This window comes from Nostoc sp. C052 (assembly GCF_013393905.1).
Lineage (GTDB): Bacteria > Cyanobacteriota > Cyanobacteriia > Cyanobacteriales > Nostocaceae > Nostoc.
The window spans coordinates 795,441-817,348 of record NZ_CP040272.1; the positions used below are offsets into that span (position 1 = coordinate 795,441).

Below are 21,908 nucleotides of genomic sequence, written 5' to 3' on the forward strand. Positions count from 1 at the left end.
AACAAACCCCATACTTTCCTCAAGGTTTCAGACCCTATTGAGCAGGCAAGGATCGGGTTACTTACAAGAGCTGACACATTGTAAATAAAATAAATGTGGCAGAACTTGTTTTATTGATTTACTAACTTATCTATTAATGATGAGGGAGCAATCAAATTTGTACACGCTCAAATCAAATGTTTGCCCTATTCAGTGCCACAAGTTTGTCTATTAATTACAAAAGTGCAAAGTTGCAGCAAGCCCTACCTACTGAAATTTTTATTTTATTAAATACAAGATGTCAAAGTTAAAACTTGATCAGTAACAGCATATTTGCTTTCTCTATTTTTGAAAATACTTCTTAAGATAGATTCGCTTTTATTAATTAAAGAAAAAATAAGGATTTCAGTCAATGCTTTTAGGCTGACGGCTCTGCCTCCCTTGCTGGCGGCAGGGCATCTAGGACGGTATTCCTAGTCTGAGACTGGGAACAAGACAAACGTGACAATATCCAAAAGCTGGTTCTAGCCTAGCTTTCACGGCTACCCCAGTGATGGGTTTTTGTGTGATTCTCGCGTCAAAAATAGATGCTATCAATACACCAACTAAGGTTAATAAAAATACTGATAGTGCTGATAATAGCCATGAAATTATCAATAACCCAATTACCCAATGCATCTGTAGTCCAGCTTTAGCACCTGTAAAGTCAGCATCTTTAAGAATAGCGTTGGTAAAGTCTGTGCCTTTAATATCCTTACCTCTAAAGTTAGCCCCAGTCAGGTTTTGACCTTTAAAAGAGCGACCTTGGAGATTTTGAACGGCGTAGTCTGGCGGCATAATTGCGTCAGCAAGAGGGTTTCACTGAGATTTTATACAACTTTACTGTGCAATATTCCAGATTTTGGCAAAATAAGCAAAATATAAAAATTTTGGATGCAATACGTGATAAAGACGCGCTATTCTGCGCTCTTATCTTTGAATATTAAAATATATTAGTAATACTTATCTTGGTGGCATTATAATTAACCTGTGTTTATCAAAATTACAACGTTGGTCATTAACATTACAGTGTTTCTCTTTAACACTACAACCTTAAGAAGAAATGTTGTAATCTTAGTTACCAGCATTACAACTGATGACTCTGCGGCAATTTTAAAAAGAGGAGCGTAAAATCCTGCGATCGCAACTAAGGGAGACACCACCAAATACTGTTACCTCTAACAAAACTGTTGCTTATCCATATCAGCTATCACAACAGTCAAACCTTAATGTCCTAAATCTTTCTTTTGCGATCGCACCTACTCAACTACTCTAAAATTAGATTACCTCACCAAACAACAACCTCAAGATGACCAGAGAATTTAACGTCATTATAGAACGCGACTCTGAAGGTTATTTTGTTGCCTCCGTGCCTAGTCTGGCAGGATCGCGTTGCGACCCAAGCCAAATCTCTAGACGAACTGATAGAGCGGATTAAAGAAGCTATTGAACTTTGTTTAGAGGTTGAACAAGAAAATGCCGAAGCATTAGAGTTTATAGGTGTGCAGAGGGTTTCCGTTTAAGTATGAGCAAACTACCGAGTTTGACTGGCGGGAAGTAATTACAGCTTTAAAAAAAGCAGGTTTTGAGGTAGCAAGAATACGAGGCAGCCACCATTTTTTGATACACGGTGATGGTCGTCGAACTGTTGTTCCAGTGCATTCTGGTGAAACAATTGGTTCTGGTTTGTTATCACAGATACTCCGTGACTGTCAGATCAGCCGTGATGAATTCCGGGAGCTATTGTAAAAATAGGTAAAACTTACCCTTTCGGTGTCATGGATTCTTTTACATATATGGTCTGAGATTATTTGATTTTTTATTTCACCATAACTACTACAATTACTATTGATGCTAGATAATGGGAAGGCTTTGACATTTTCTTGCCAATCTAGCCCAGGAAACAATAATTAACACTTATGCGAACTCATTATTGCGGCGAACTCCGAAAAGAACATATTGGAGAAACAGTTACCTTTTACGGATGGGTAGACCGTCGCCGCGATCACGGTGGTGTGATATTTTTAGATTTACGCGATCGCTCTGGAATTGTCCAAATCGTCAGCGATCCGCAACGCACCCCAGATTCTTATGAACATGCGAATGCTCTACGAAATGAATATGTTGTCGAAATCACTGGTAGGGTAACACAACGTCCCGAAGAATCGCTGAATACCCGCATCCCAACAGGCGAGGTAGAAATCTACGCCGATAAAATTAAACTCCTCAATGCTGTTCGCAAACAATTACCTTTCCAAGTTTCCGTAGCTGACACCGAGACAGTGCGGGAAGACTTGCGGCTGAAATATCGTTATTTAGATTTGCGACGCGATCGCATGGCGCAAAATTTGCAACTGCGTCATCAAATTGTCAAAGCTATGCGTCGTTATCTGGAAGATTTGGAAGGTTTTATTGAAGTCGAAACCCCAATACTTACCCGTTCTACCCCAGAAGGGGCGCGGGATTATGTTCTACCCAGCCGCGTCAATCCTGGTGAGTGGTATGCTTTGCCCCAATCACCCCAGCTATTTAAACAACTGCTGATGGTATCTGGCTTAGATAGATATTATCAGATTGCCCGTTGCTTTCGTGACGAAGACTTACGCGCCGACAGACAACCGGAATTCACTCAATTGGACATGGAAATGAGCTTCATGTCCCAAGAAGAAATTATCGAACTAAACGAGAACTTAGTTTGCCATATCTTCAAAACCGTTAAAGGCATTGAGTTACAGCGCCCTTTCCCTCGTCTGACTTACGCTGAAGGTATGGAACGCTACGGGAGTGATAAACCAGATACCCGCTATGGTTTGGAATTAGTTGATGTCTCAGATATTGTGAAAGACTCTGGTTTCAAAGTCTTTCGGGACACTGTTACTAATGGTGGTATCGTCAAAATCCTCCCCATTCCCAACGGTAACGATGTAATTTCCAATGTCCGCATTAAACCAGGCGGCGACTTATTTAGAGAAGCTAGCGAAGCCGGTGCTAGAGGTTTAGCGTATATCCGCGTCAGGGATGATGGCGAAATAGACACCATTGGAGCGATAAAAGACAACTTAAGCGAAGCACAAAAACAAGAAATTTTACGCCGCACAGCTGCAAAGGCTGGACATCTGCTGTTGTTTGGGGCAGGGGAAGCTGCTACAGTTAATAAAACTTTAGATAGATTACGACAAGCGATCGCTAAAGAGTTTAACTTAATTGATCCAGAAAAAATCAACTTACTCTGGATTACAGATTTCCCAATGTTCGAGTGGAACGCTGACGAAAAGCGTCTAGAAGCACTACATCACCCATTTACAGCACCACATCCCGATGATTTGAGCGATTTAAAAACTGCACGCGCCCAAGCTTACGACTTAGTACTCAACGGTGTAGAAGTTGGCGGCGGAAGTCTGCGGATTTATCAGCGAGAAATTCAACAGCAAGTCTTTGAAGCGATTGGTTTATCTCCTGAAGAAGCACAAAGTAAATTTGGTTTTCTCTTAGAAGCATTTGAATATGGTACACCGCCGCATGGTGGCATCGCCTACGGTTTAGATCGTTTGGTAATGTTGCTAGCTGGAGAAGAATCTATTCGAGATGTCATTGCTTTTCCGAAGACACAACAAGCGCGTTGTTTGTTAACAGATGCACCTTCGAGTGTAGATGCTAAACAGTTGAAAGAATTGCACGTTGCTTCAACTTATAAACCAAAGTCTTAGTGAACTGGGAAATTGTCTGAGTAAGATTTGCTTGGGGTCTAAATCCCCATTCAATCTTCCCAGTGCGCTACCCCCCAGAATACTTTATGAGTGAGTCTATCACCTTAACAGATGCCGGCTTATTACCAGAAGATTTGTTACCAGATGTTAGTCTTCTGGTGACAGAAGATGATGAACCCTTGGATAATCTACCATCAGAAAAACAACAAAGATTATTAACAGAAACCCTTTACAGTTCTTGGAATGGTGCAAGTAATGCCCAGAAACCCTCTAGAAAGAAAAAACCCGCCGTAGCGGGTTAAACAACAAAACTATGAACAATGAAAACTTGATTTAGCTGGAATACCTCATCTCAGCTTCTAGTTGACGAATCAGTTGTTCGTCGCCTTTTGCTCTGGCTACTTCTAAGCGATGCTCTAGGCTTCTTTGAATATTCGCTCTGTGAGCTTCTCTTGATTTGCTCAAACTTTGTAGTCTATTTTGACTCATAGTGATTACCCTCTTTAATTTTTTGCTTTATGTCTTGCATCCTTAACATAACATACATTTTGTAGCTGTTGCTACAGAAAATTATAACTTTATAGATATTTTATCTTAAATTATGTCTAAAAAGCAGATAGATCAACAACCACTTATAACTTTACTCAGTGATTTCGGCGATCGCGATGTTTATGTAGGCATAATGAAGGGAGTCATAGCCCAAATCAATCCCAGGCTGACGATAGTAGACTTAACGCACCAAATCCCGCCGCAAGATATCGCCGCAGCTAGGTTTAGCTTGATGAATGCTTATCCCTATTTCCCAGTTGGAACAGTGCATCTGGCAGTAGTAGATCCGGGTGTGGGAAGTAAGCGACGAGCGATCGCAGTAGAATTTGCTCAAGGGTTTCTGGTCGGCCCGGATAATGGTATATTTAGCGGGGTACTCAGTCAAAGTCCTGCGATCGCCGCCGTTGAACTTACAAATCTTAACTATTGGCGAACTCCTCAACCAAGCAAGACTTTTCACGGTAGAGATATCTTTGCACCAGTGGGAGCGAATCTTGCTAGTGGTGTCCCCTTCAAACAGCTAGGACAAGAAATTGATCCAGCAAGTTTGGTAAAACTGGATATAGGCAACTGCAAGCAAACAACAACTGGTGTAGTAGGTTGTATTCAATATATTGATAACTTTGGCAACTTAGTGAGTAATATTCCAGGGAGTTACGTACAAGCCAAAACTTGGTATGTACAAGCAGCTGGGTTGACTATACCAGGTTGTGAAACTTACAGTGATGTCAAGCTGGGAGAAATAATAGCTTTAGTTGGCAGTCATGGCTGGGTAGAAATTGCCATTAATAGCGGTAATGCTCACTCACAGTTGCAGTTAGATTGCCAAGAAATGCTTCAAGTGGTGCTAACTTAAATACCACATCTCGATAGTGCCCCATCCAGAGAAACACCAAAGTTGTATCCTCTTTCCACAGTTGGTAGATGTCCTGGGGGGAAGGTTTTAAAGTTTGGTTCCTTACCAGGTTTATACTCGTATCTTTTAGTTTGCTGATTATAGTTCCACTGAATCAGCCAGTCGCCTGTTAAGGTTTGCCATCCCACCGCGTCATACATCTTGCGATAGTCGTTTTTTTCTTCCTTCAAAATTTTTTCTTGAGCGCTAAAGCCCAACTTACCATCACTAGCTATACTCCAAAGCCTGTCAATGGTTTTCAAATCAACACATGAAAGTGCATTCATTTCATCTTTGCCAATCGCACCCTCAGCTTGTGCCTTAGTCCCTGCGACATCTAGCATTCTCAGGTAAGTTTCTCGGTCAGATCCTTGCCAATCTTTGCTTTGTAAATATTTCTGCAACTGGCTGTAATCGACATTGCGGGCTGTGGTAATTTCTATTTGCTTCAATGAGCTAGAATTAGTAGTTGTGTTGACTAAATTAGTGTTCCCTGGACTTTTGCTCTCAGACTTAGACCTTGTTAACGAATATCCAATCCAGGCTAAAACAGCAAATATACCTATAAGACTTGCTGTAATGAGTAAAGTTAGTGCCAGAACAGTCTGATTATTCTTTGCCATTTTTGGATACTTCTGATTACTTTGAATCCCCAGGTAAAATTTAGTCTAACCATTACCAGATAATAGATGTATATTTTAGCTTTTTTGGATAATTGTCAAGATTAATACATATACAAAACAATCTTCATTAGCAAACTATGACTACACAAACACTCTCCGCACCAGAAGTTTATCAAGGCCAGTTTGGGGAATTTACAATTACTCAAAGCGATCGCACTGGTGTAATTATCTACCGGGCTGGGTTGATGGTAGCAGCACTGAGCTTTGCAATTGGCAGCGCTTTGGTTTTACTCAACAATAACCAGACTGTTATAACAGCACTCACACCTCTATATGCTTGTTTTAGTCTCGCTCTTGGTGTAAGTTTATTTACCATTCATATTTACATGGCATCACTACACCGAACGTTGCAAATTTTTTGGGCGATCGGTACTATAGCATCAGTGATTCTGGCCATCACTAGTAGTGAACCTTTAGCTGTTACTGTTTACAATCAACCGCTTACCTTATTTGGAGTTGGTTTTATCTTCGTTGCTTTGACAGGTATTTATTTTAAAGAGGCTTTTTGCTTCAATCGCCTAGAAACCAAAGTATTAACCCCAATAGTACCGATACTATTGTTAGGACATCTAGTAGGAATTTTACCAACTCAGGGGGAGAGTGTTTTATTAGGAATTTGGGCAACGTTATTTTTGGTATTTGCCCTGCGAAAAACAGTGCAAGCAATTCCTGCTGATATTGGAGATAAGTCTGTGTTTACCTATTTAAAAGAACAACGTTTAGCTAAGGTTTAATGCAGACAAGAAATCGTCGGTGTCAAAAATTTCCCAACATTAAAATAATCAAGCGTCAAGAAATGTGGACACTTACGGCTCAGGGGTGGGCAATTGCGATCGCTTTGATTGCTTATTTAATATTTTTCGTTTTTACTCATGTACACTCATTTCTCGCCGTAACTTCCCCAATTGAATCAGCAGAAGTATTAGTTGTTGAAGGATGGCTACCAGATTACGCTATAGAAAAAGCTTTGACTGAATTTCAAACGGGTTCTTATCGGCAAATAATTACTACCGGAGGCACATTAGGAAAAGGCAGTTATCTTATTGGATACAAGAACTTTGCAGAAGTGTCAGCTGCCACTTTCATAAAGCTTGGTTTAGAAGCAGAAAAAGTCGTAGCTGTTCCGACACCTTTCGTAGTTAAAGATCGGAGTTATGCCTCTGCTGCCGAATTTCATCGCTGGCTATCCAATTCAAATTTACAGATAGAATCAATTAATCTTTTTTCCTTAGATGTTCATGCTCGTAGAAGTTGGTTTCTTTTTAGAAAAATACTTACCCCTGATATTAAAGTTGGTGTGATCGCTGCCAAAACGCAAGATTACAATTCAACAAATTGGTGGCGTTCTAGCGAAGGTGTGCGAACAATTCTTGATGAAGGTATTGCTTATCTTTATGCACGATTTTTGAGTTGGAAAGCCTAACAATGATATTTTAGATTTTAGATTTTAGATTTTAGATTTTTTATTCAATCCAAAATCCAAAATCTAAAATTGTCTTACTTACCCAGGATTTGCAATAATGCTTCCCGATAAATTTTCAGACCTTCTGCATTTAGATGATCGCCATCACTGGTTAAATTTTCTTTAAGAACATTATTTTCATATAATGGTGCTAGTCCTGCTGCTGCAACTGGCACTTTTTCTGTTTCAGCAACTTGATTAATCAGAACATTAATTTGTTCAACTTTCGGAAGCGGTGCTGATACAGTTGGATCTAAGCTGGCTGCAACTGTTGAATAAAAAGCTGGAATCAGAAAAATCTCTTTAGTTCCCATTGTGCGGATAAGTGCGATCGCCTCTTGCAGATTTTTGGTAAACAACTCATCACTAATCCCATACCAAGCATCGTTTCCACCTATAGCAATAATCGCTTTTTCACATTTAACCTTGGTAGGAATTAGACTTTTCAGTTGTTCTACTAATGAGATTGTACTCAAACCATTTAACCCAAAATTAAAAGTACCATTCCCCAAAGTATTACCAAGTTCAGCCGAAACAGAATCGCCAAATAAACAACCTGAAAACTGTTTATCTTGGGCAGCGAGTATCTGATATTGCAGGGCAATTTTCCCTAAAGGTGAAGAACTTACGTCGTCTTTCGGCGGTGCGTCAGCAGAACCAGAAGATAAATTTGCCATGCCGACTAGCTTCTGAATTTTTGACACATCAACAACTAATTGACTGCTGGGATAAGCTTTTAGAAAGCTAGTTATTCCCAGACCTTCTGGTGATTTTGCTCCTACAATAATGGCAGATCGTAGCGCTTGTGTACTCGCTTGATCGCGACGAGCGATCGCTTGGGAAGCAAAAGATAAAATTTGCTTGCCCATTCCTGTATTTATCAGCTTATCTAAAGCTGCAATATCAAGAGACATTTTCACTTTCAGAGCATCTTGAAACTTCTGTTTCTCCTTAGGGCTGAGGTAATTTAAGAAAGATTGCAAATCGCTAGAAGCCTTTTGTGTCTCGTCATAGTTGCGTATATCTGCCACCGGAACCGATTGCTCAAACAATCCGTATCTGAAAACAATCTTTTCGGCTGCCAAACTAGGCACACTATGCACCAGTAAAAATATTAAGCACCCAGATAGGCTTATTAAAAGACGATAAAAATATTTCATCACAAAAGATCAAAAAATAGATAGTCAATAGTTAATAGTCAAGAGTCAAGAGTCAAAAGTCAAGGGGAATTGGGAAAGAAAAAGCAGAAGTTCTTTGTAGAGACGGCGATTCATCGCATCTCTTGCCTTAACTCCACCTCGCCATCAACAGCCAACCCTAATTTAACGTGACGTGAGTTCGATGAACCTCTCCCTCCCAGCCTCCCTCTCCGAAACGGAAAGGGAGGAGCAAGAAAAATCCCGCTTTTTGCTCCCCTCTCCGTGTCGGAGAGAGGCTGGGGGAGAGGTCAAATAAGACTTGTCGAACTCACGTTAATTTGGGAATACTCAATCCAGTAGGTGTGAGGATGGAACGGTGGTAGAAGAAGGTGCATATTGGCTAGCTTGGGCGCAAATTTCAGGGATTGGCCCGGTGTTACTGCGACGACTGCAACAGCATTTTGGTACACTGGCAACAGCTTGGAACGCTACCAAAGCACAGTTAGGAGAAGTGGAAGGTTTGGGTTTTCAAACACTAGAAAAAGTAGTAAAACAGCGATCGCGTTTGCACCCAGAACAACTATTCATTCAGCACCAGCAGGAAAATTCCCATTTCTGGACACCAGCAGATGCAGATTATCCCCGCTTACTGCTAGAAACTCCCAGTCCGCCGCCAATTTTATACTATCGTGGTGAAGTCGAACTCCAAGAAAATCTCGGACAAAAACCAATGGTTGGAATTGTCGGAACCCGCCAACCTTCAGAATATGGTATCCGTTGGACTCGGCAAATTAGTACAGCTTTGGCGAAAAATGGTTTTACAGTTGTCTCTGGGATGGCAGAGGGAATTGACACCGAAAGCCACATTGCTGCCATGAAAGCAGGTGGAAGGACGATCGCAGTTTTGGGAACTGGTGTAGATGTGATCTATCCACATAAAAATCGGGACTTGTATAAGCAAATTTTGACGGCTGGTTTAGTCGTAAGTGAGTACCCCACAAAAACCCCACCTGATCGCACTCACTTTCCCCGTCGCAACCGAATTATTGCAGGCTTAAGCCGCGCCATTTTGGTAATGGAAGCGCCAATAAAATCAGGTGCCTTAATTACTGCTACCTACGCCAATGAATTTGGTAGAGATGTTTATGCCTTACCTGGAAGATTGGACGATTATCCATCCCAAGGGTGCTTAAAGTTATTGAGTCAGGGAGCAACTTTCATTCTTAAGGAATTAGACGAACTCTTAACAATGCTAGGAGCAATACCACAACTAGATGGAATTGAGGCTTCAATAGCACCACAACAGTTAAGTTTGCCAACTTTATCGCCAGAATTGCAAACGATAATGGATGCGTTCGCCGTAGGCGTGCCGGAGGCACTCGCAAGCGATCCTTTACCCTTTGATTTTATTGTTCAACAAACCGGTATGGCTGCTGGCTCAGTTTCCGGTGCTTTATTACAGTTGGAACTTATGGGTTTCGTTTCACAACTACCAGGGATGCGGTATCAAAAAAGTTAAGGCTCTCAATAAACTTTTGACGACTTCACCAATTTTTTTTGCTGAAGTTTGCATAGACCTCAATATCTCACCTATGGATAATTGTGGCAAGGAATTGCTGAGGATAATATGAGTTCCCAAATACTCATACTAAACAATCTTCACTTTACTTTTTACATTCTCAAATTCTGGAATTAAATTGCAGGTGATTTGATGCTGGAACCCAGACAAAAAATTACATCTGTCGATTTTGACTTGACCACATTACTATCAACACTCTAACTAAAGGAAAAAAATGGCTACTTTAGTTATTGGTCAGGAGTTTTTGGGCATAGGGAAGAAGTTACCAATGCCTCAAGCGACGGGGTGACTATCCCTCTACAGACACCAGGAGATGGAGTTTCCCGTCGCTTTCAATAAACAGATCCAGCAATCATCCCAGCAAGTAAAATAAAACCAATCCACACATTTTGCCGAAACATCTGACCATAAACAGGATTAGGTAAGTCTTGCTGTATTAATCGTAGAGACTGCCAAATCCAAGCAATAGTAGCAACAGCAAGGCTAATCCAGAAGGCTAAGTGCAGATGTATGACTACGCCTAACCAAGCCAACAATAAGATTGTGCCAGCAAAGAAAATTCCAATGGCGAGAGGGGCAGAATTCCCAAAAAATAGGGCGCTAGAATTAACACCAATGCGGCGATCGTCTTCCTTGTCGCTCATAGCATAAACAGTATCAAATCCTAATGTCCACAGAACAGTTGCACCCCAAAGTAACCAAGTTGGTTGAGAGATGGTTTGTGTGACTGCACTCCAGCTAATCAATACCCCAAAGCCCCAAGCGATGGAAAGTACCAGTTGTGGTACAGGAAATACCCGCTTTGCGCCTGGATAAAGCAGAATTATAGGCACTGCTGCCACACATAACCAGAAACTCAGGGGGTTAAGATAAAACGCCAGGACTGCCGCACATGCTAGCGATACGATCGCAACTACAATCCCAACTTTCACAGATAAAGCACGAGAAGCGAGGGGGCGATCGCGTGTTCTCTCCACTTCTGGATCAATATCCCGATCCCACAAATCATTGACAACACACCCCGCCGCACTTGTAGCCAAAGTACCCAATATAATTACACCAACCAGAGGTAAGGGCGGTTTCCCGGAAGCTGCCAAAAACACAGCCCAAAGGGCAGGAATCATTAAAATTAACCGTCCTTCTGGTTTATGCCAGCGCAAAAGCCGGATAATTGTAAGCCAAGTTGGTGACTGGGGGCGTTCTGGCGTCGTTAACATAGTAGTTGGGAGTGGGGAGTGGGAAGTGGGGAGTGGGGTATGGGAAGTGCGGAGTGGGCATTGTGTATTTATGATTGATTGCCTATATAAGAAAACTTTTCTCTAGTCCCTACTCCTTACTCCTTAGTTCACACATCTTTACATCTATAGAATAACGTTATTTGTTATTTGTAAAAACATCAACCAAAGTGGCAACTTTAAATACCTTTAAATAGTCACTAGGTTAGAAGCAGTAGGGTGAATATACTTAGCTCAGTTTTCCTTGAGCAAATTGAGTTTAGATTACTAAGTATTTTTTTGGATTTACTCAGTAATCAACTTGAACAAGTGTGTTGTAATAAATATCAGTGCCAGCTACCCCGACATACCATCGTTTGCCATCATTTCTTAAGAAAGAGAGAAAACTAGATGCTGAATTTAGTTTCGGCTAGCTGGGAGAGTGTTCCAACTCAACCATCTAAGCAACATCGGATTATTGCTGCCATTGACTTGGGAACGAATTCTCTACACATGGTAGTAGTCAAGATTGACCCCACACTACCAGCTTTCAGCATTATTGCCAGAGAAAAAGAAACTGTCAGACTTGGCGATCGCGATCTCACTACTGGGGAACTCAAACCGGAGATAATTAAAAAGGCGATCGCGGCTTGTGGACGTTTCCAAGAAGTTGCCAAAACTATCAACGCTGAAACTATCATCGCGGTGGCAACTAGTGCTGTGCGAGAAGCCCCCAATGGGAAAGATTTTTTGCACCAAATAGAAACAGAGTTAGGTTTAAGCGTTAACTTGATATCTGGTCAAGAAGAAGCGCGACGAATCTATCTTGGTGTACTATCGGGCATGGAATTTCACAACCAGCCTCATACCATTATTGACATTGGCGGTGGTTCCACAGAATTGATTTTGGGCGATAGTCAACAACCGCGTACTCTCACCAGTACCAAAGTTGGTGCAGTGCGACTCACTGGCGAGTTAATTACCACTGACCCCATCAGTAACACCGAGTTTCAGTATCTCCAAGCTTATGCACGCGGAATGTTGGAACGTTCTGTAGAAGAATTGTTAGCAAACCTAGAATTTGGGGAATCTCCGCGTTTGGTGGGTACTGCGGGCACAATTGAAACCCTGGCAATAATTCATGCACGAGAAAAGTCGGGTGTTATTCCTTCTACTCTCAATGGCTACCAGTTTAGTCTTAAAGACTTGCAAGAGTTAGTAAATCGCTTGCGGAAACTGAGTAATTCTGAAAGGGCTGATATACCAGGGATGCCAGAGAAGCGCGCTGAAGTTATACTCGCGGGTGCAGTCATATTACAGGAAGCAATGACCCTTTTGGGTGCTGAGTCGGTAACAGTTTGTGAGCGTTCTCTGAGAGAGGGCGTCATCGTAGACTGGATGCTAACTCACGGTTTAATTGAAGACAAGCTGCGCTACCAAAGTTCAGTTCGGGAACGAAATGTTCTCAAACTCGCTAATAAGTACCACATCAATTTAGAATACAGCGATCGCGTGGCGAAATTTGCCGAGAGTTTATTTGATCAAACTCAAGGTACTCTACACCACTGGGGATCTGACGAGCGACAATTGCTGTGGTCAGCAGCAATATTACACAATTGCGGTCACTATATCAGCCATTCCTCTCACCATAAGCACTCTTACTATCTAATTCGCAATGGAGAATTACTCGGTTATACAGAAACCGAGATTGAAATCATTGCCAATTTAGCGCGTTATCATCGCAAATCGCCGCCCAAGAAAAAACATGAAAGTTACCAGAGTTTGCTGACTAAACACCAGCGACAAATGGTCAGTCAATTAAGTGCAATTTTAAGATTGGCAGTGGCGTTAGATAGACGACAAATTGGTGCGATCGCTCAAGTGCAATGTGAGTATTATCAACAACTCCGGCAGGTCAACTTGCTAATTTTCCCATCTCAACCTGATGATGATTGTGCTTTAGAACTCTGGAGTTTAGATTATAAAAAAGGAGTGTTTGAGGAAGAATTTGGAGTGAAATTAGTAGCGACTTTAGAAAAGTTTAGTGTTGCGAACTTGTCTTAGAAAGTAGTGGTGTGGCAAGACTCAATTGTTGCAAAAAAATTGTAGGTTGGGGAGCCACTGCGTTGCGCGGGTTAAGAGCGTTGTAGCAAGTGGGGTTGGAGGCTTTTCCAAAGCCAACATATATCAATCAAGATGTTGGGTTGCACTCTGCTGCACCTAACCTACATCTACCTCTAATGAACTATTTGAAGCTTGTCACACCAATAGTGTGCGTTAACACAGTGTAACGCACCTAAACATATAGAAATCCGCTTTGATTCGGAGAATTTACTTGCATGGACAGGGAACAGGAAACAGAAAAAAAGGGATAGATACGTAGTGAGTCTTGTTAAATCAAATAGGAGTCCCATAGCTTGTATTCTATTCTCGTGATAATTCATTAGCTTGAAAACTCAGGCTGAATATAAAAGCTTGAGCTAAAAATCAGATTAAATTTATCTAGTAACAGTTCAAGGTGGTATAGTAAGCAAACAATACCACCTTGAATAAAACTTTTTATTAAAATATCCATCTAACTTTGACATCCTACTGAAGGATGAATTGATAACTTACTTAAGACGCATTTAAAAACAAAAAATAGTAATTATAATAGAGTTAACAATCTATTTTATATAGGTTATGTTGCTATTGGATATCTAAGCCGGGAAAACTTAGATATCCTTATATAAAATTTCAATAAAGCAGGCTCAATTGTTCGGTTTTATGCAATAGAGAATGCTCATACAGTTTTACTTTATTAATGATAGAAATACGTTGGTAGTGCCACAGCATTTATTAGAGGATGTCTGAGTAAGAAAGCCTACATAACGGTATCCTGTCATGAGAAAAAACACTGAAGTATGAGAGCGATGAATCCATCGTACCCAACCCGAATTTCTCACTCATAGGGTAGGAGGTGTGGGAGGTGCTAGGCTGCATAAAGCGATCGCTTAAAGCACCCATTCTCAATCGCTTCCCACACTCCCTGAATTTATAACTTGTGAGAAATGCAGGCCAAGTAATCTGACTTTAGAATAGTGGGAAATACTATCAGGACTAATTCCTAATCTAAAAAGCGGACAACAGTATTTTCCACAAGTTCTGTTGCAATTCTCTCATCGATCTTTTTGTTATCAATTATTGATCGTTCTCTTAGCGATCGCTGGCTATGCCCGTCTTCTACATAACAGCCTTCTTACCTCTAATCGGAATCTGCCAAATTAAAACACTCGTGATACATTTTCAGCGGCAATATATCAAGTGTTCGGTAAAAAAATCCGATAGGATTCGCTGTCCATCAAAATTCTGAAACCCAGCCACATCAGCACGAAGGGGAAAATCTTGCTAGCATAACGGCTGAGTACCAAAGCGATACCAGGTAGACGAGTCAGATTGTAGGACATAAATAACCAGCAGCAAACAATAAAATAGCAAACTGGTACGATTACACTAAGATTTTGGATTGAGCTAGTGGCAAACAGAGGGATATAGATCCCAAGATTGTTGCCGCCGTTGGAAATTGTTACCGCAGAGACACGATAAGTCTGGGGATCGCGAATTACATCCCAGAGCGATCGCTTTCTGGAATCAAATCCGTGAAATTTAGAGTTTCTTTTCAGATTGGCTGACTTATCTTCGGCTGAATCATCCTTATTCAGGTTGAGCAAATTGTTCAGGCCAATGAGTATCGGTAAAATCCCTAGTAGACCAGTCCAAGTTGAAGGAATTGCTAGACCCACTAAGAACCCAATTAAACTTACTATCACTAAAGCCGTGAACCCCAGAATCTCACCAACTACAACATGTTGAGGACGAAAAGTCCGATTAACCTCGCTAAAAAAAGCAGTCAGATAAATATTGTCGTCAAACGTTGTTGCCACAGCCGTAGCTAGCCCGATTTTAATTGTCGCAATTAACCAATCCATCACCATTCCTCACTCAACACCTATCTGATAACCGAAACTAGCGATCGCTCAACCTTTGTAGAGAATTACCACAATATCGATATGATAATGTGAGTATCGCATATTAGGTGTAACTCAGAGCAAATCTGGTAGCTTATACATATCAAGTGGTGCTTTGACTTTATCCCCCATTTCCAATTCATCTGGCAATTTTCATCACCTATATTTATCTATTTCTCAAAGGAGTCATTATGATTAGCCGTTTGATTGACCTTCTGCCTAAATGCACGGGTCAAAACATCTTACGGTCGCTCAGATCAGCCACTCGTAGATCGGCTACCTACAGGTTTGCAGTTTTATTTTCCATCGGACTTGTCTCGATTTTGGTCTTACCTCTAGTTTTTGACGGTCATGCTATTGCTGCTTCTGAATCTGGTAATCAGTTCCAACTATCCAAAAGCTCCACAATCCAGTTAATCGAAACCGTGGGACTGTTTATGGGGGGGATAATTTTCTGTATAGTTTTGGATCGCTGGTTTTCTCAGCGTTCTGCTCAATCTAGCAACACGCCCTTAGCAGAGCAAGCGCGGCGGCTCAAGCAACTCAAAATTGGATATCCAGAGGGGATGACAAATCTGGAAGTTCTCCGCGATCAAGGCTTGCTGGAAAACCGTTTGCGACCTTATGGGCTGATTATTACCTGGACGAGTTTTTTATCAGCCTCTTCTCTGATAGAAGCACTGAGCAATGGGACAATTGATTTCTGCGGCGGCGGTGGTACAGCCAGCATCTTCTCTCAAGCGGCAGATCATGTATTTGTGCGGGTGGCTAAAGAAAAATATACTGCTCCCAAAGGTCAAGCAATTTTGGTGCCGGAAGATTCGCCGATTCAGACACTAGCAGACCTGAAGGGTAAAAAGATCGCTTTTGACAAAGGCTCAAGCGCACATTATATACTTGTGCGATCGCTGGCAAAAGTCGGCCTCGATTTTAACGACATCGAGCCAGTTTATCTTACCCAACCGGAGGCGCTGCCCCGATTCCGTCGAGGTGAACTTGATGCTTGGGTGATTTGGGTTCCCTACACAGCAACTCAAGCCCGAAGCGCTTACCCAGGGCGATCGATTACAGACCTAGAAAGCATATTTGGTGACAAAGCCTCCGTGGAAGTTCCCACTTATTACTATGCAATTCCCGAATTGGTACGCGACTATCCCGACTTACTCAAGGTGATTTTAGAAGAGGTAAACGAAGCTGGAACTTGGGCTAAGAAACAGGAATTAGAAGCTGTTAAACGATTGGCAAAACACCATGAAATCGATCCATCGATTGTAGAACTTTTACAAAAACATAGTGGCGAACGCGCTATCATCCCGATTGACGACCAATCGCTCAATGCTTTACAACATCAGGCAAATATATTTAGAGATTTAAATCTAATTCCTGAGCGGGTAAATGTGAAAGATGGAACCTATAGTTTGCAGACTAAGCAAAACTGGACTTATTAATCCAATTTTTGTACCTTAACCTCGTCTATTTTGAAACCTGGAGTAATTACAGCCTTCATACCATTTCAATTTATGGTTGATACTTTCTAGCCAGAAGCTAAAAACAAGGTCTTAAAAAAGTTTTGGCTTTATTATTTTACAAAAAACGAAGCAATAATCTGGCTTCATCTGCCAGTTCTAAAGCATGGGTAATAGCGATCGCTCTTGATGTGATAATTTCGTCAAAAGATCGCCCAAAGCGCTGCTCAAGCCAACTGTGACGAGATTCGTTTTGTACTAGCTTTAACAACCTCCCTGCTATTAAACCAAAATGAACTGCCGCGATCGCCGAATATGTAAAGCGTACTACACGCTCATCCCCATTCCACCCAGCCGAACGCAACCCCGCCAAGTATCCCTCAAGCACAATTTTTTCTAGCGGTATCAGTGATGAACCATCGACGAATAGCAAGAAAATGCTGTCTAGCACAAGATTTACGATGTCTTCTCCTAGAACGCCATAGCCAACAAAAGACCAATCGATGAGAACGGTTTGGTCATCGCCATGCGCGTTATACCGAGCAAACAAATTGTTGGGCGAAATATCAAAGTGGCAGAGTGTACGAGGTGCTTTGTCCACAGCATCAAGGAGAATTTGGCGATCGCTCCACAAATCCAGCACGCGATCAGCTATTGTTGTGGAAAATATCTCTTTTAGAAGTGGGTGCTGCCATGTAGCCGGTTCTCGCCAACCTTCTAAAGCAGTAGGATCGATATTAGACACCCATACTCGATGCCAGTTACGACTCAGCCAAGGCTCAGAAGGCAATGATGGCGCTATTACATAGCTTCCTTGTAAATAACCAAGGTGACGAGCCGCCACACCAAAGCGCTCTAGAGGCCACGCAGTACCGGGAATGCCTTGAATATCTTCCAGCCACAACCAGATAACATTGGCAGATGGTTTTGTAATCGCGTAGCAACGGGGGGCTACTAAGTCGCCAGTCAAATTATCAAGGATTCCCGATGTATATATCAGCGCCTCGCGTTGCCAGTAATTCCAGTGTGTGGGGTCTTGAGAAGAATTGAAAATAGAGCCAGCATTCTTTGGTTGGAGGTGTAAAATTTTTAGAATTACTGACCAAGATAATTGTTCGCTACCATTGTTAGCAATACCAGTGATACGCTGCAAACCAGCTGTGACGTTATTAATAATATGATGAGCGATCGCTTTAGCTTGCCATTCAACTAGCGTAGCAGTTGTACTCTCAAGTATGCGATGTACAACAGTCGTTAATATTGCCTCATCAATTAGCGGATGTGCAGAAGATGAATTCATTGGGGCAATTACTTGATATTGATTAAGTCGTAGGGACACACCAATGAGTAATGCTGTGCCCCTATCGCGTGGTCTATTTACATAACAATAGCTGTACTTTATCCTTACCCAACTTCTGCAAGAAGTCTATTCATAGCAAAGAATTCAAAAAGGTAATATTAGAAAGAATCGTTAAAAGGTAATCATGTCAGCTATCCAAACAACTGTGGTTCTTGCCATGACGGCCGATGGAAAAATTAGTGCCGTAGATCCGAAAGCGCCTCGTGAATCCGATGTAGCCGATCAAGCACACCTGGAGTATCAAGTTTCTCTTGCCGATTTAGTCCTAGTAGGAGCAGGGACAATTCGGGCTGAGGGAGGAACTTTTTCAATTCGCAATCCTGAGTTGTTGGCAGCACGTGAGGTTCGAGGTCAGTCTCCTCAGCCTATTACCTGTGTTGTCTCAGGTTCCCTAGACCTATCGCCAGACTTGCCTTTTTTGAGTCAGGATATTGAGCGATGGATATTCACAACACGGACTGGTTTAGAGCGCAATTCTGATACAACAATCCTGCACAAACTGGCTGAATTAATTGATTTGGGAGATACAAACCTAGACTGGGATCGGGCTTATACCTTGATGGCGGAGCGGGGTATTCACAAAGTTGTTGCTTTAGGAGGCGGCTCTTTAACAGCTGCTCTATTGCAAGCAGGACGAATTGACGATTGGTGGTTAACTATTTGGCCAGTCATTTATGGAGGAAAGCACGCTCCTAGCCCAGTAGAGGGAGAGGGTTTTATTCCTAGTGCGGCTCCTCATCTTCAACTCATCGAAACTCGTCAGGTTGGAAGTGAGCTGTTTTTACACTACCGCACACTCAAGTGAGAAAGCGCTGGTAAAATTAAGTATTTTGATCAGAGGTAGAGGGCAAGGGGTGCAGGGTAAAGGTACAAATCTCGCCTCTCTCTACAAGACGCTACGCGATCGTGGGCAAAAGCTCCACTGCTTTTTCACTGTTGATACTAAAAAGCGCCCTCCTTTTCAGGAGAGCGCTTTCTTATTTAGCGAAACTTCAGAATTAACCGTTGATAGCAGGAGCGGTTAAAGCTACAGGAGCAACATCACCAGCAGCTAAATCTAGAGGGAAGTTGTGAGCGTTACGCTCGTGCATTACTTCCATACCCAAGTTAGCGCGGTTGATTACATCTGCCCAAGTTGCAATCACACGACCTTCAGAGTCAATGATTGATTGGTTGAAGTTGAAACCGTTCAAGTTGAACGCCATTGTGCTGACACCCAAGGCGGTGAACCAGATACCAATTACAGGCCATGCTGCTAAGAAGAAGTGCAGTGAACGGCTGTTGTTGAAGGAAGCGTATTGGAAGATTAACCGACCGAAGTAGCCGTGGGCTGCAACGATGTTGTAGGTTTCTTCTTCTTGACCGAATTTGTAACCGTAGTTTTGTGATTCGGTTTCGGTTGTTTCACGAACCAAGGAGGAAGTTACCAAAGAACCGTGCATTGCACTGAACAAACTTCCGCCGAATACACCAGCTACACCGAGTTGGTGGAAGGGGTGCATCAAGATGTTGTGTTCTGCTTGGAACACGATCATGAAGTTGAATGTTCCTGAGATACCCAAAGGCATACCATCAGAGAATGAACCTTGTCCGATGGGGTATACCAAGAAGACTGCACTTGCTGCTGCTACTGGAGCAGAATATGCGATCGCAATCCAAGGACGCATACCTAAGCGGTAGGATAGTTCCCATTCACGACCCATGTAGCAGAATATGCCAATTAGGAAGTGGAAGATTACCAATTGGTAAGGACCGCCGTTGTACAACCACTCATCTAGAGAAGCTGCTTCCCAAATTGGGTAGAAGTGCAAGCCGATGGCGTTGGAGGAAGGTACTACTGCACCAGAGATGATGTTGTTTCCGTAAATTAAGGAACCTGCTACTGGTTCACGGATACCATCGATGTCTACTGGAGGTGCGGCGATGAAGGCGATTACGAAGCAAGCGGTTGCTGCTAGCAGGGTGGGGATCATGACTACGCCGAACCAACCGATGTAAATCCGGTTGTTGGTGCTGGTGATCCATTCGCAGAATCGATCCCATACGTTGGCGCTTTCGCGACGTTGTAAGGTTGTTGTCATTGTTTTATGATTGCGGTTGTTTATTTATAATTTTGATAAGCAAATTTGCTTACCTATGTCTATTACATTAGAAGCAAAATGGAGATTTGTAAACAAATGTTACATACCTATTGATTATGACAGTGATATCTTTTACTGATGAATTGCGTCTATAGACGCAATTCATTTGGTTTTATTAGCCAGGGGGCCAATCCAACTGCCGTCCTCCTAAAATATGTAAATGTAAATGATGGACTGTTTGACCACCGTCATCACCAGTGTTAATGACAACTCGATAACCATTTTTCAGTCCCGCTTCTTCTGCAACACGTTTGACGGTTAACAAAAGATGACCCAACAGAGCATGATCCTCAGATTCAGCATCAGCTAGTGTGGCCAGGGGTTTTTTGGGAATGACCAGGATATGAGTTGGTGCTTGAGGATGGATGTCTTTGAATGCCAGGGCTAAATTATCCTCATAAACAATATCAGCGGGAATTTCCCGACTAATGATTTTGCTGAAAATCGTTTCTGTAGTTTCACTCATGCCAATTTACCTACTCATCTCTTAGAGATTTTATATTAGACAGATGAGCAAAAATAATGTAGGCAGAATACCCTGCGGAAAGCCGCTCCGCGTCTACATGAGTTCTGCCTACGAAGGATTTTGAGCAACGTATAGTTAATTTTTGAAGATGGCTATTAAGTTTGTTAACAAATTTTGAATAATCGCGCACATCTTAGCTTGTCGCTGCTGATTTTTTGCCATTTCCGTTGCTGCTAATGTCAGCAACAAATGATGGTTGCTGCGAGATGGTAGTTGGTGACTTGCCTCGTAGTCTCTTATGACGCTGGATCTTAGGCACTCCTCCTGCCATGCCATACTCTATACTGCTTTTGCCATATCGAGTACCAACTCCCATCAACATGTGTTCTGTCATATCTCCCAACTCGCTTTCTGTTTGGAGCATTTCAGAGTACAACTTATCTAGGTTGGAAAGGGCAGTGTTGTAGGCATTTTCTTTAGTTCGCATCGTTTCAATGAGGGCTGAGAAAGCTGATAGGGTAAGTCCATTGCCCACATCTAAATTTGGATCAATTGAGTTCATACCAGCGGCACGACGCACTGCTTTTTGTAACATTGGAGAGCTTCTTTTTTTACGAGCCATAAAACTACACTTCGTAATACAGTACTGTTGATATTCTTTACCTTAAATAACTTCAGTATTGAACAGCCTGAGAGAATTCCGGCAAATCTGCGATGGTTTTTGCTACATAGCGATCGCTCTCATGAGTGCTGAAATTACTTAAATCAGAAAGCATTTACAGCAAATGAGTAAGCAAACTCCAGTTTGCTTGCGGAAAACACCAAAATGAGTAAGCATTTACAGCAAATGAGTAAGCAAACCCCAGTTTGCTTGCGGAAAACACCAAAATGAGTAAGCATTTACAGCAAATGAGTAAGCAAACCCCAGTTTGCTTGCGGAAAACACCAAAATGAGTAAGCATTTACAGCAAATGAGTAAGCAAACCCCAGTTTGCTTATTAAAATCGACTTAATTGATTAAAGCCTGTTTACCTTTCTGGAACGTTAAGAGCGATCGCAGGCTATCTATAAATGTAGTGAGATGAAACTAGACAAGACAGATGAAACTAGACAAGACACTAGTACTGCAAGGCGGAATTTAAAATGACGCTCTTTACGAGACGCTGCGCGTAGCTTGCTTCCCCGCAGGGGTACGCAGACTCCCTAACACTGCGCTAACAAA

General features: G+C 42.0%; 21 protein-coding genes. 11 read left to right on the top strand and 10 right to left on the bottom strand.

Features of this window, described 5'->3' with window-relative positions; all coding sequences use genetic code 11:
• Nucleotides 1-438: 438 nt before the first annotated feature.
• Nucleotides 439-816: a pentapeptide repeat-containing protein gene (locus FD723_RS43870; RefSeq protein WP_179064079.1), complete on the bottom strand. Its 378-nt coding sequence runs from the start codon at nucleotides 814-816 to the stop codon at nucleotides 439-441.
• Nucleotides 817-1,379: 563 nt separating this feature from the next.
• On the opposite strand from FD723_RS43870, the gene FD723_RS03320 reads away from it, so the two are divergent.
• The 4 genes from FD723_RS03320 (at nucleotide 1,380) to FD723_RS03335 (ending at nucleotide 4,027) form a co-directional block, all read left to right on the top strand.
• Nucleotides 1,380-1,541 (top strand): type II toxin-antitoxin system HicB family antitoxin, encoded by a 162-nt coding sequence (locus FD723_RS03320; protein ID WP_256875040.1) that lies wholly within the window; start codon nucleotides 1,380-1,382, stop codon nucleotides 1,539-1,541.
• The gene (locus FD723_RS03325; RefSeq protein WP_256875041.1) at nucleotides 1,519-1,767 is read left to right on the top strand and encodes a type II toxin-antitoxin system HicA family toxin; all 249 of its coding nucleotides are present in this window, start codon (nucleotides 1,519-1,521) and stop codon (nucleotides 1,765-1,767) included. The genes FD723_RS03320 and FD723_RS03325 overlap by 23 nt, the downstream gene beginning before the upstream one ends.
• 170 nt (nucleotides 1,768-1,937) lie before the next feature.
• The gene (aspS, locus tag FD723_RS03330) at nucleotides 1,938-3,725 is read left to right on the top strand and encodes an aspartate--tRNA ligase (protein WP_179064080.1); all 1,788 of its coding nucleotides are present in this window, start codon (nucleotides 1,938-1,940) and stop codon (nucleotides 3,723-3,725) included.
• Nucleotides 3,726-3,811: 86 nt separating this feature from the next.
• Nucleotides 3,812-4,027, top strand: a complete 216-nt coding sequence (locus tag FD723_RS03335) for a hypothetical protein (RefSeq protein WP_179063503.1) — start codon at nucleotides 3,812-3,814, stop codon at nucleotides 4,025-4,027.
• Between the two features lie 31 nt (nucleotides 4,028-4,058).
• Here FD723_RS03335 and FD723_RS03340 read toward each other — a convergent pair whose 3' ends face one another.
• On the bottom strand, nucleotides 4,059-4,214 hold the full coding sequence (locus FD723_RS03340; RefSeq protein WP_179064081.1) for a hypothetical protein: 156 nt from the start codon (nucleotides 4,212-4,214) through the stop codon (nucleotides 4,059-4,061).
• A 112-nt stretch (nucleotides 4,215-4,326) separates the two neighbouring features.
• Between FD723_RS03340 and FD723_RS03345 the strand changes: the two genes are divergently transcribed.
• A complete protein-coding gene (locus FD723_RS03345) occupies nucleotides 4,327-5,130 on the top strand; it encodes an S-adenosyl-l-methionine hydroxide adenosyltransferase family protein (protein ID WP_179064082.1) in 804 nt (267 codons plus the stop codon).
• On the opposite strand, the gene FD723_RS03350 is transcribed toward FD723_RS03345, so the two are convergent.
• Nucleotides 5,127-5,792 carry a GUN4 domain-containing protein gene (locus FD723_RS03350; RefSeq protein ID WP_179064083.1) on the bottom strand — a complete coding sequence of 222 codons (666 nt, stop codon included), beginning with the start codon at nucleotides 5,790-5,792 and terminating at the stop codon, nucleotides 5,127-5,129. The genes FD723_RS03345 and FD723_RS03350 overlap by 4 nt on opposite strands.
• Before the next feature lie 137 nt (nucleotides 5,793-5,929).
• Here FD723_RS03350 and FD723_RS03355 point away from each other — a divergent pair, with 137 nt between their 5' ends.
• Both FD723_RS03355 and FD723_RS03360 read left to right on the top strand, forming a co-directional pair.
• On the top strand, nucleotides 5,930-6,586 hold the full coding sequence (locus tag FD723_RS03355; RefSeq protein ID WP_179064084.1) for a DUF2301 domain-containing membrane protein: 657 nt from the start codon (nucleotides 5,930-5,932) through the stop codon (nucleotides 6,584-6,586).
• On the top strand, nucleotides 6,586-7,275 hold the full coding sequence (locus FD723_RS03360) for an ElyC/SanA/YdcF family protein (protein ID WP_179064085.1): 690 nt from the start codon (nucleotides 6,586-6,588) through the stop codon (nucleotides 7,273-7,275). Before FD723_RS03355 ends, FD723_RS03360 begins: the two co-directional genes overlap by 1 nt.
• Nucleotides 7,276-7,349: 74 nt before the next feature.
• Here FD723_RS03360 and FD723_RS03365 read toward each other — a convergent pair whose 3' ends face one another.
• Complete coding sequence (locus FD723_RS03365) at nucleotides 7,350-8,408, bottom strand: alpha/beta hydrolase (RefSeq protein ID WP_256875042.1); 1,059 nt, start codon at nucleotides 8,406-8,408, stop codon at nucleotides 7,350-7,352.
• 421 nt (nucleotides 8,409-8,829) lie between these two features.
• Between FD723_RS03365 and dprA the strand changes: the two genes are divergently transcribed.
• The gene (dprA, locus tag FD723_RS03370) at nucleotides 8,830-9,972 is read left to right on the top strand and encodes a DNA-processing protein DprA (RefSeq protein ID WP_179064087.1); all 1,143 of its coding nucleotides are present in this window, start codon (nucleotides 8,830-8,832) and stop codon (nucleotides 9,970-9,972) included.
• A 392-nt stretch (nucleotides 9,973-10,364) separates the two neighbouring features.
• Here dprA and FD723_RS03375 read toward each other — a convergent pair whose 3' ends face one another.
• Complete coding sequence (locus tag FD723_RS03375) at nucleotides 10,365-11,249, bottom strand: 4-hydroxybenzoate solanesyltransferase (RefSeq protein ID WP_179064088.1); 885 nt, start codon at nucleotides 11,247-11,249, stop codon at nucleotides 10,365-10,367.
• A 408-nt stretch (nucleotides 11,250-11,657) separates the two neighbouring features.
• Here FD723_RS03375 and FD723_RS03380 point away from each other — a divergent pair, with 408 nt between their 5' ends.
• Nucleotides 11,658-13,310: a Ppx/GppA phosphatase family protein gene (locus FD723_RS03380; protein ID WP_179064089.1), complete on the top strand. Its 1,653-nt coding sequence runs from the start codon at nucleotides 11,658-11,660 to the stop codon at nucleotides 13,308-13,310.
• 1,235 nt (nucleotides 13,311-14,545) lie between these two features.
• Here FD723_RS03380 and FD723_RS03385 read toward each other — a convergent pair.
• The gene (locus FD723_RS03385) at nucleotides 14,546-15,214 is read right to left on the bottom strand and encodes a cadmium resistance transporter (RefSeq protein ID WP_179064090.1); all 669 of its coding nucleotides are present in this window, start codon (nucleotides 15,212-15,214) and stop codon (nucleotides 14,546-14,548) included.
• A 230-nt stretch (nucleotides 15,215-15,444) separates the two neighbouring features.
• Here FD723_RS03385 and FD723_RS03390 point away from each other — a divergent pair, with 230 nt between their 5' ends.
• Complete coding sequence (locus FD723_RS03390; RefSeq protein WP_179064091.1) at nucleotides 15,445-16,701, top strand: aliphatic sulfonate ABC transporter substrate-binding protein; 1,257 nt, start codon at nucleotides 15,445-15,447, stop codon at nucleotides 16,699-16,701.
• Between the two features lie 136 nt (nucleotides 16,702-16,837).
• On the opposite strand, the gene FD723_RS03395 is transcribed toward FD723_RS03390, so the two are convergent.
• Nucleotides 16,838-18,019 (bottom strand): phosphotransferase, encoded by a 1,182-nt coding sequence (locus tag FD723_RS03395; protein WP_179064092.1) that lies wholly within the window; start codon nucleotides 18,017-18,019, stop codon nucleotides 16,838-16,840.
• A gap of 184 nt (nucleotides 18,020-18,203) precedes the next feature.
• Between FD723_RS03395 and FD723_RS03400 the strand changes: the two genes are divergently transcribed.
• Complete coding sequence (locus tag FD723_RS03400; protein WP_179064093.1) at nucleotides 18,204-18,884, top strand: RibD family protein; 681 nt, start codon at nucleotides 18,204-18,206, stop codon at nucleotides 18,882-18,884.
• A gap of 193 nt (nucleotides 18,885-19,077) precedes the next feature.
• Here the strand turns inward: FD723_RS03400 and psbA are convergent, their stop codons facing one another.
• The 3 genes from psbA to FD723_RS03415 form a co-directional block, all read right to left on the bottom strand.
• The gene (psbA, locus tag FD723_RS03405; protein ID WP_179063885.1) at nucleotides 19,078-20,160 is read right to left on the bottom strand and encodes a photosystem II q(b) protein; all 1,083 of its coding nucleotides are present in this window, start codon (nucleotides 20,158-20,160) and stop codon (nucleotides 19,078-19,080) included.
• Between the two features lie 175 nt (nucleotides 20,161-20,335).
• Entirely contained in the window at nucleotides 20,336-20,686 is a 351-nt protein-coding gene (locus tag FD723_RS03410; RefSeq protein WP_179064094.1) for a histidine triad nucleotide-binding protein, read from the bottom strand.
• A gap of 193 nt (nucleotides 20,687-20,879) precedes the next feature.
• Nucleotides 20,880-21,308, bottom strand: a complete 429-nt coding sequence (locus FD723_RS03415; RefSeq protein WP_179064095.1) for a hypothetical protein — start codon at nucleotides 21,306-21,308, stop codon at nucleotides 20,880-20,882.
• Between the last annotated feature and the right edge of the window lie 600 nt (nucleotides 21,309-21,908).

Coding starts and splice junctions, on each gene's coding strand:
- FD723_RS43870 (WP_179064079.1), bottom strand. CDS start 816: ATGCCGCCAGACTACGCCGTTCAAAATCTCCAAGGTCGCTCTTTTAAA.
- aspS (WP_179064080.1), top strand. CDS start 1,938: ATGCGAACTCATTATTGCGGCGAACTCCGAAAAGAACATATTGGAGAA.
- FD723_RS03335 (WP_179063503.1), top strand. CDS start 3,812: ATGAGTGAGTCTATCACCTTAACAGATGCCGGCTTATTACCAGAAGAT.
- FD723_RS03340 (WP_179064081.1), bottom strand. CDS start 4,214: ATGAGTCAAAATAGACTACAAAGTTTGAGCAAATCAAGAGAAGCTCAC.
- FD723_RS03345 (WP_179064082.1), top strand. CDS start 4,327: ATGTCTAAAAAGCAGATAGATCAACAACCACTTATAACTTTACTCAGT.
- FD723_RS03350 (WP_179064083.1), bottom strand. CDS start 5,792: ATGGCAAAGAATAATCAGACTGTTCTGGCACTAACTTTACTCATTACA.
- FD723_RS03355 (WP_179064084.1), top strand. CDS start 5,930: ATGACTACACAAACACTCTCCGCACCAGAAGTTTATCAAGGCCAGTTT.
- FD723_RS03360 (WP_179064085.1), top strand. CDS start 6,586: ATGCAGACAAGAAATCGTCGGTGTCAAAAATTTCCCAACATTAAAATA.
- FD723_RS03375 (WP_179064088.1), bottom strand. CDS start 11,249: ATGTTAACGACGCCAGAACGCCCCCAGTCACCAACTTGGCTTACAATT.
- FD723_RS03380 (WP_179064089.1), top strand. CDS start 11,658: ATGCTGAATTTAGTTTCGGCTAGCTGGGAGAGTGTTCCAACTCAACCA.
- FD723_RS03385 (WP_179064090.1), bottom strand. CDS start 15,214: ATGGATTGGTTAATTGCGACAATTAAAATCGGGCTAGCTACGGCTGTG.
- FD723_RS03390 (WP_179064091.1), top strand. CDS start 15,445: ATGATTAGCCGTTTGATTGACCTTCTGCCTAAATGCACGGGTCAAAAC.
- FD723_RS03395 (WP_179064092.1), bottom strand. CDS start 18,019: ATGAATTCATCTTCTGCACATCCGCTAATTGATGAGGCAATATTAACG.
- FD723_RS03400 (WP_179064093.1), top strand. CDS start 18,204: ATGTCAGCTATCCAAACAACTGTGGTTCTTGCCATGACGGCCGATGGA.
- psbA (WP_179063885.1), bottom strand. CDS start 20,160: ATGACAACAACCTTACAACGTCGCGAAAGCGCCAACGTATGGGATCGA.
- FD723_RS03410 (WP_179064094.1), bottom strand. CDS start 20,686: ATGAGTGAAACTACAGAAACGATTTTCAGCAAAATCATTAGTCGGGAA.
- FD723_RS03415 (WP_179064095.1), bottom strand. CDS start 21,308: ATGGCTCGTAAAAAAAGAAGCTCTCCAATGTTACAAAAAGCAGTGCGT.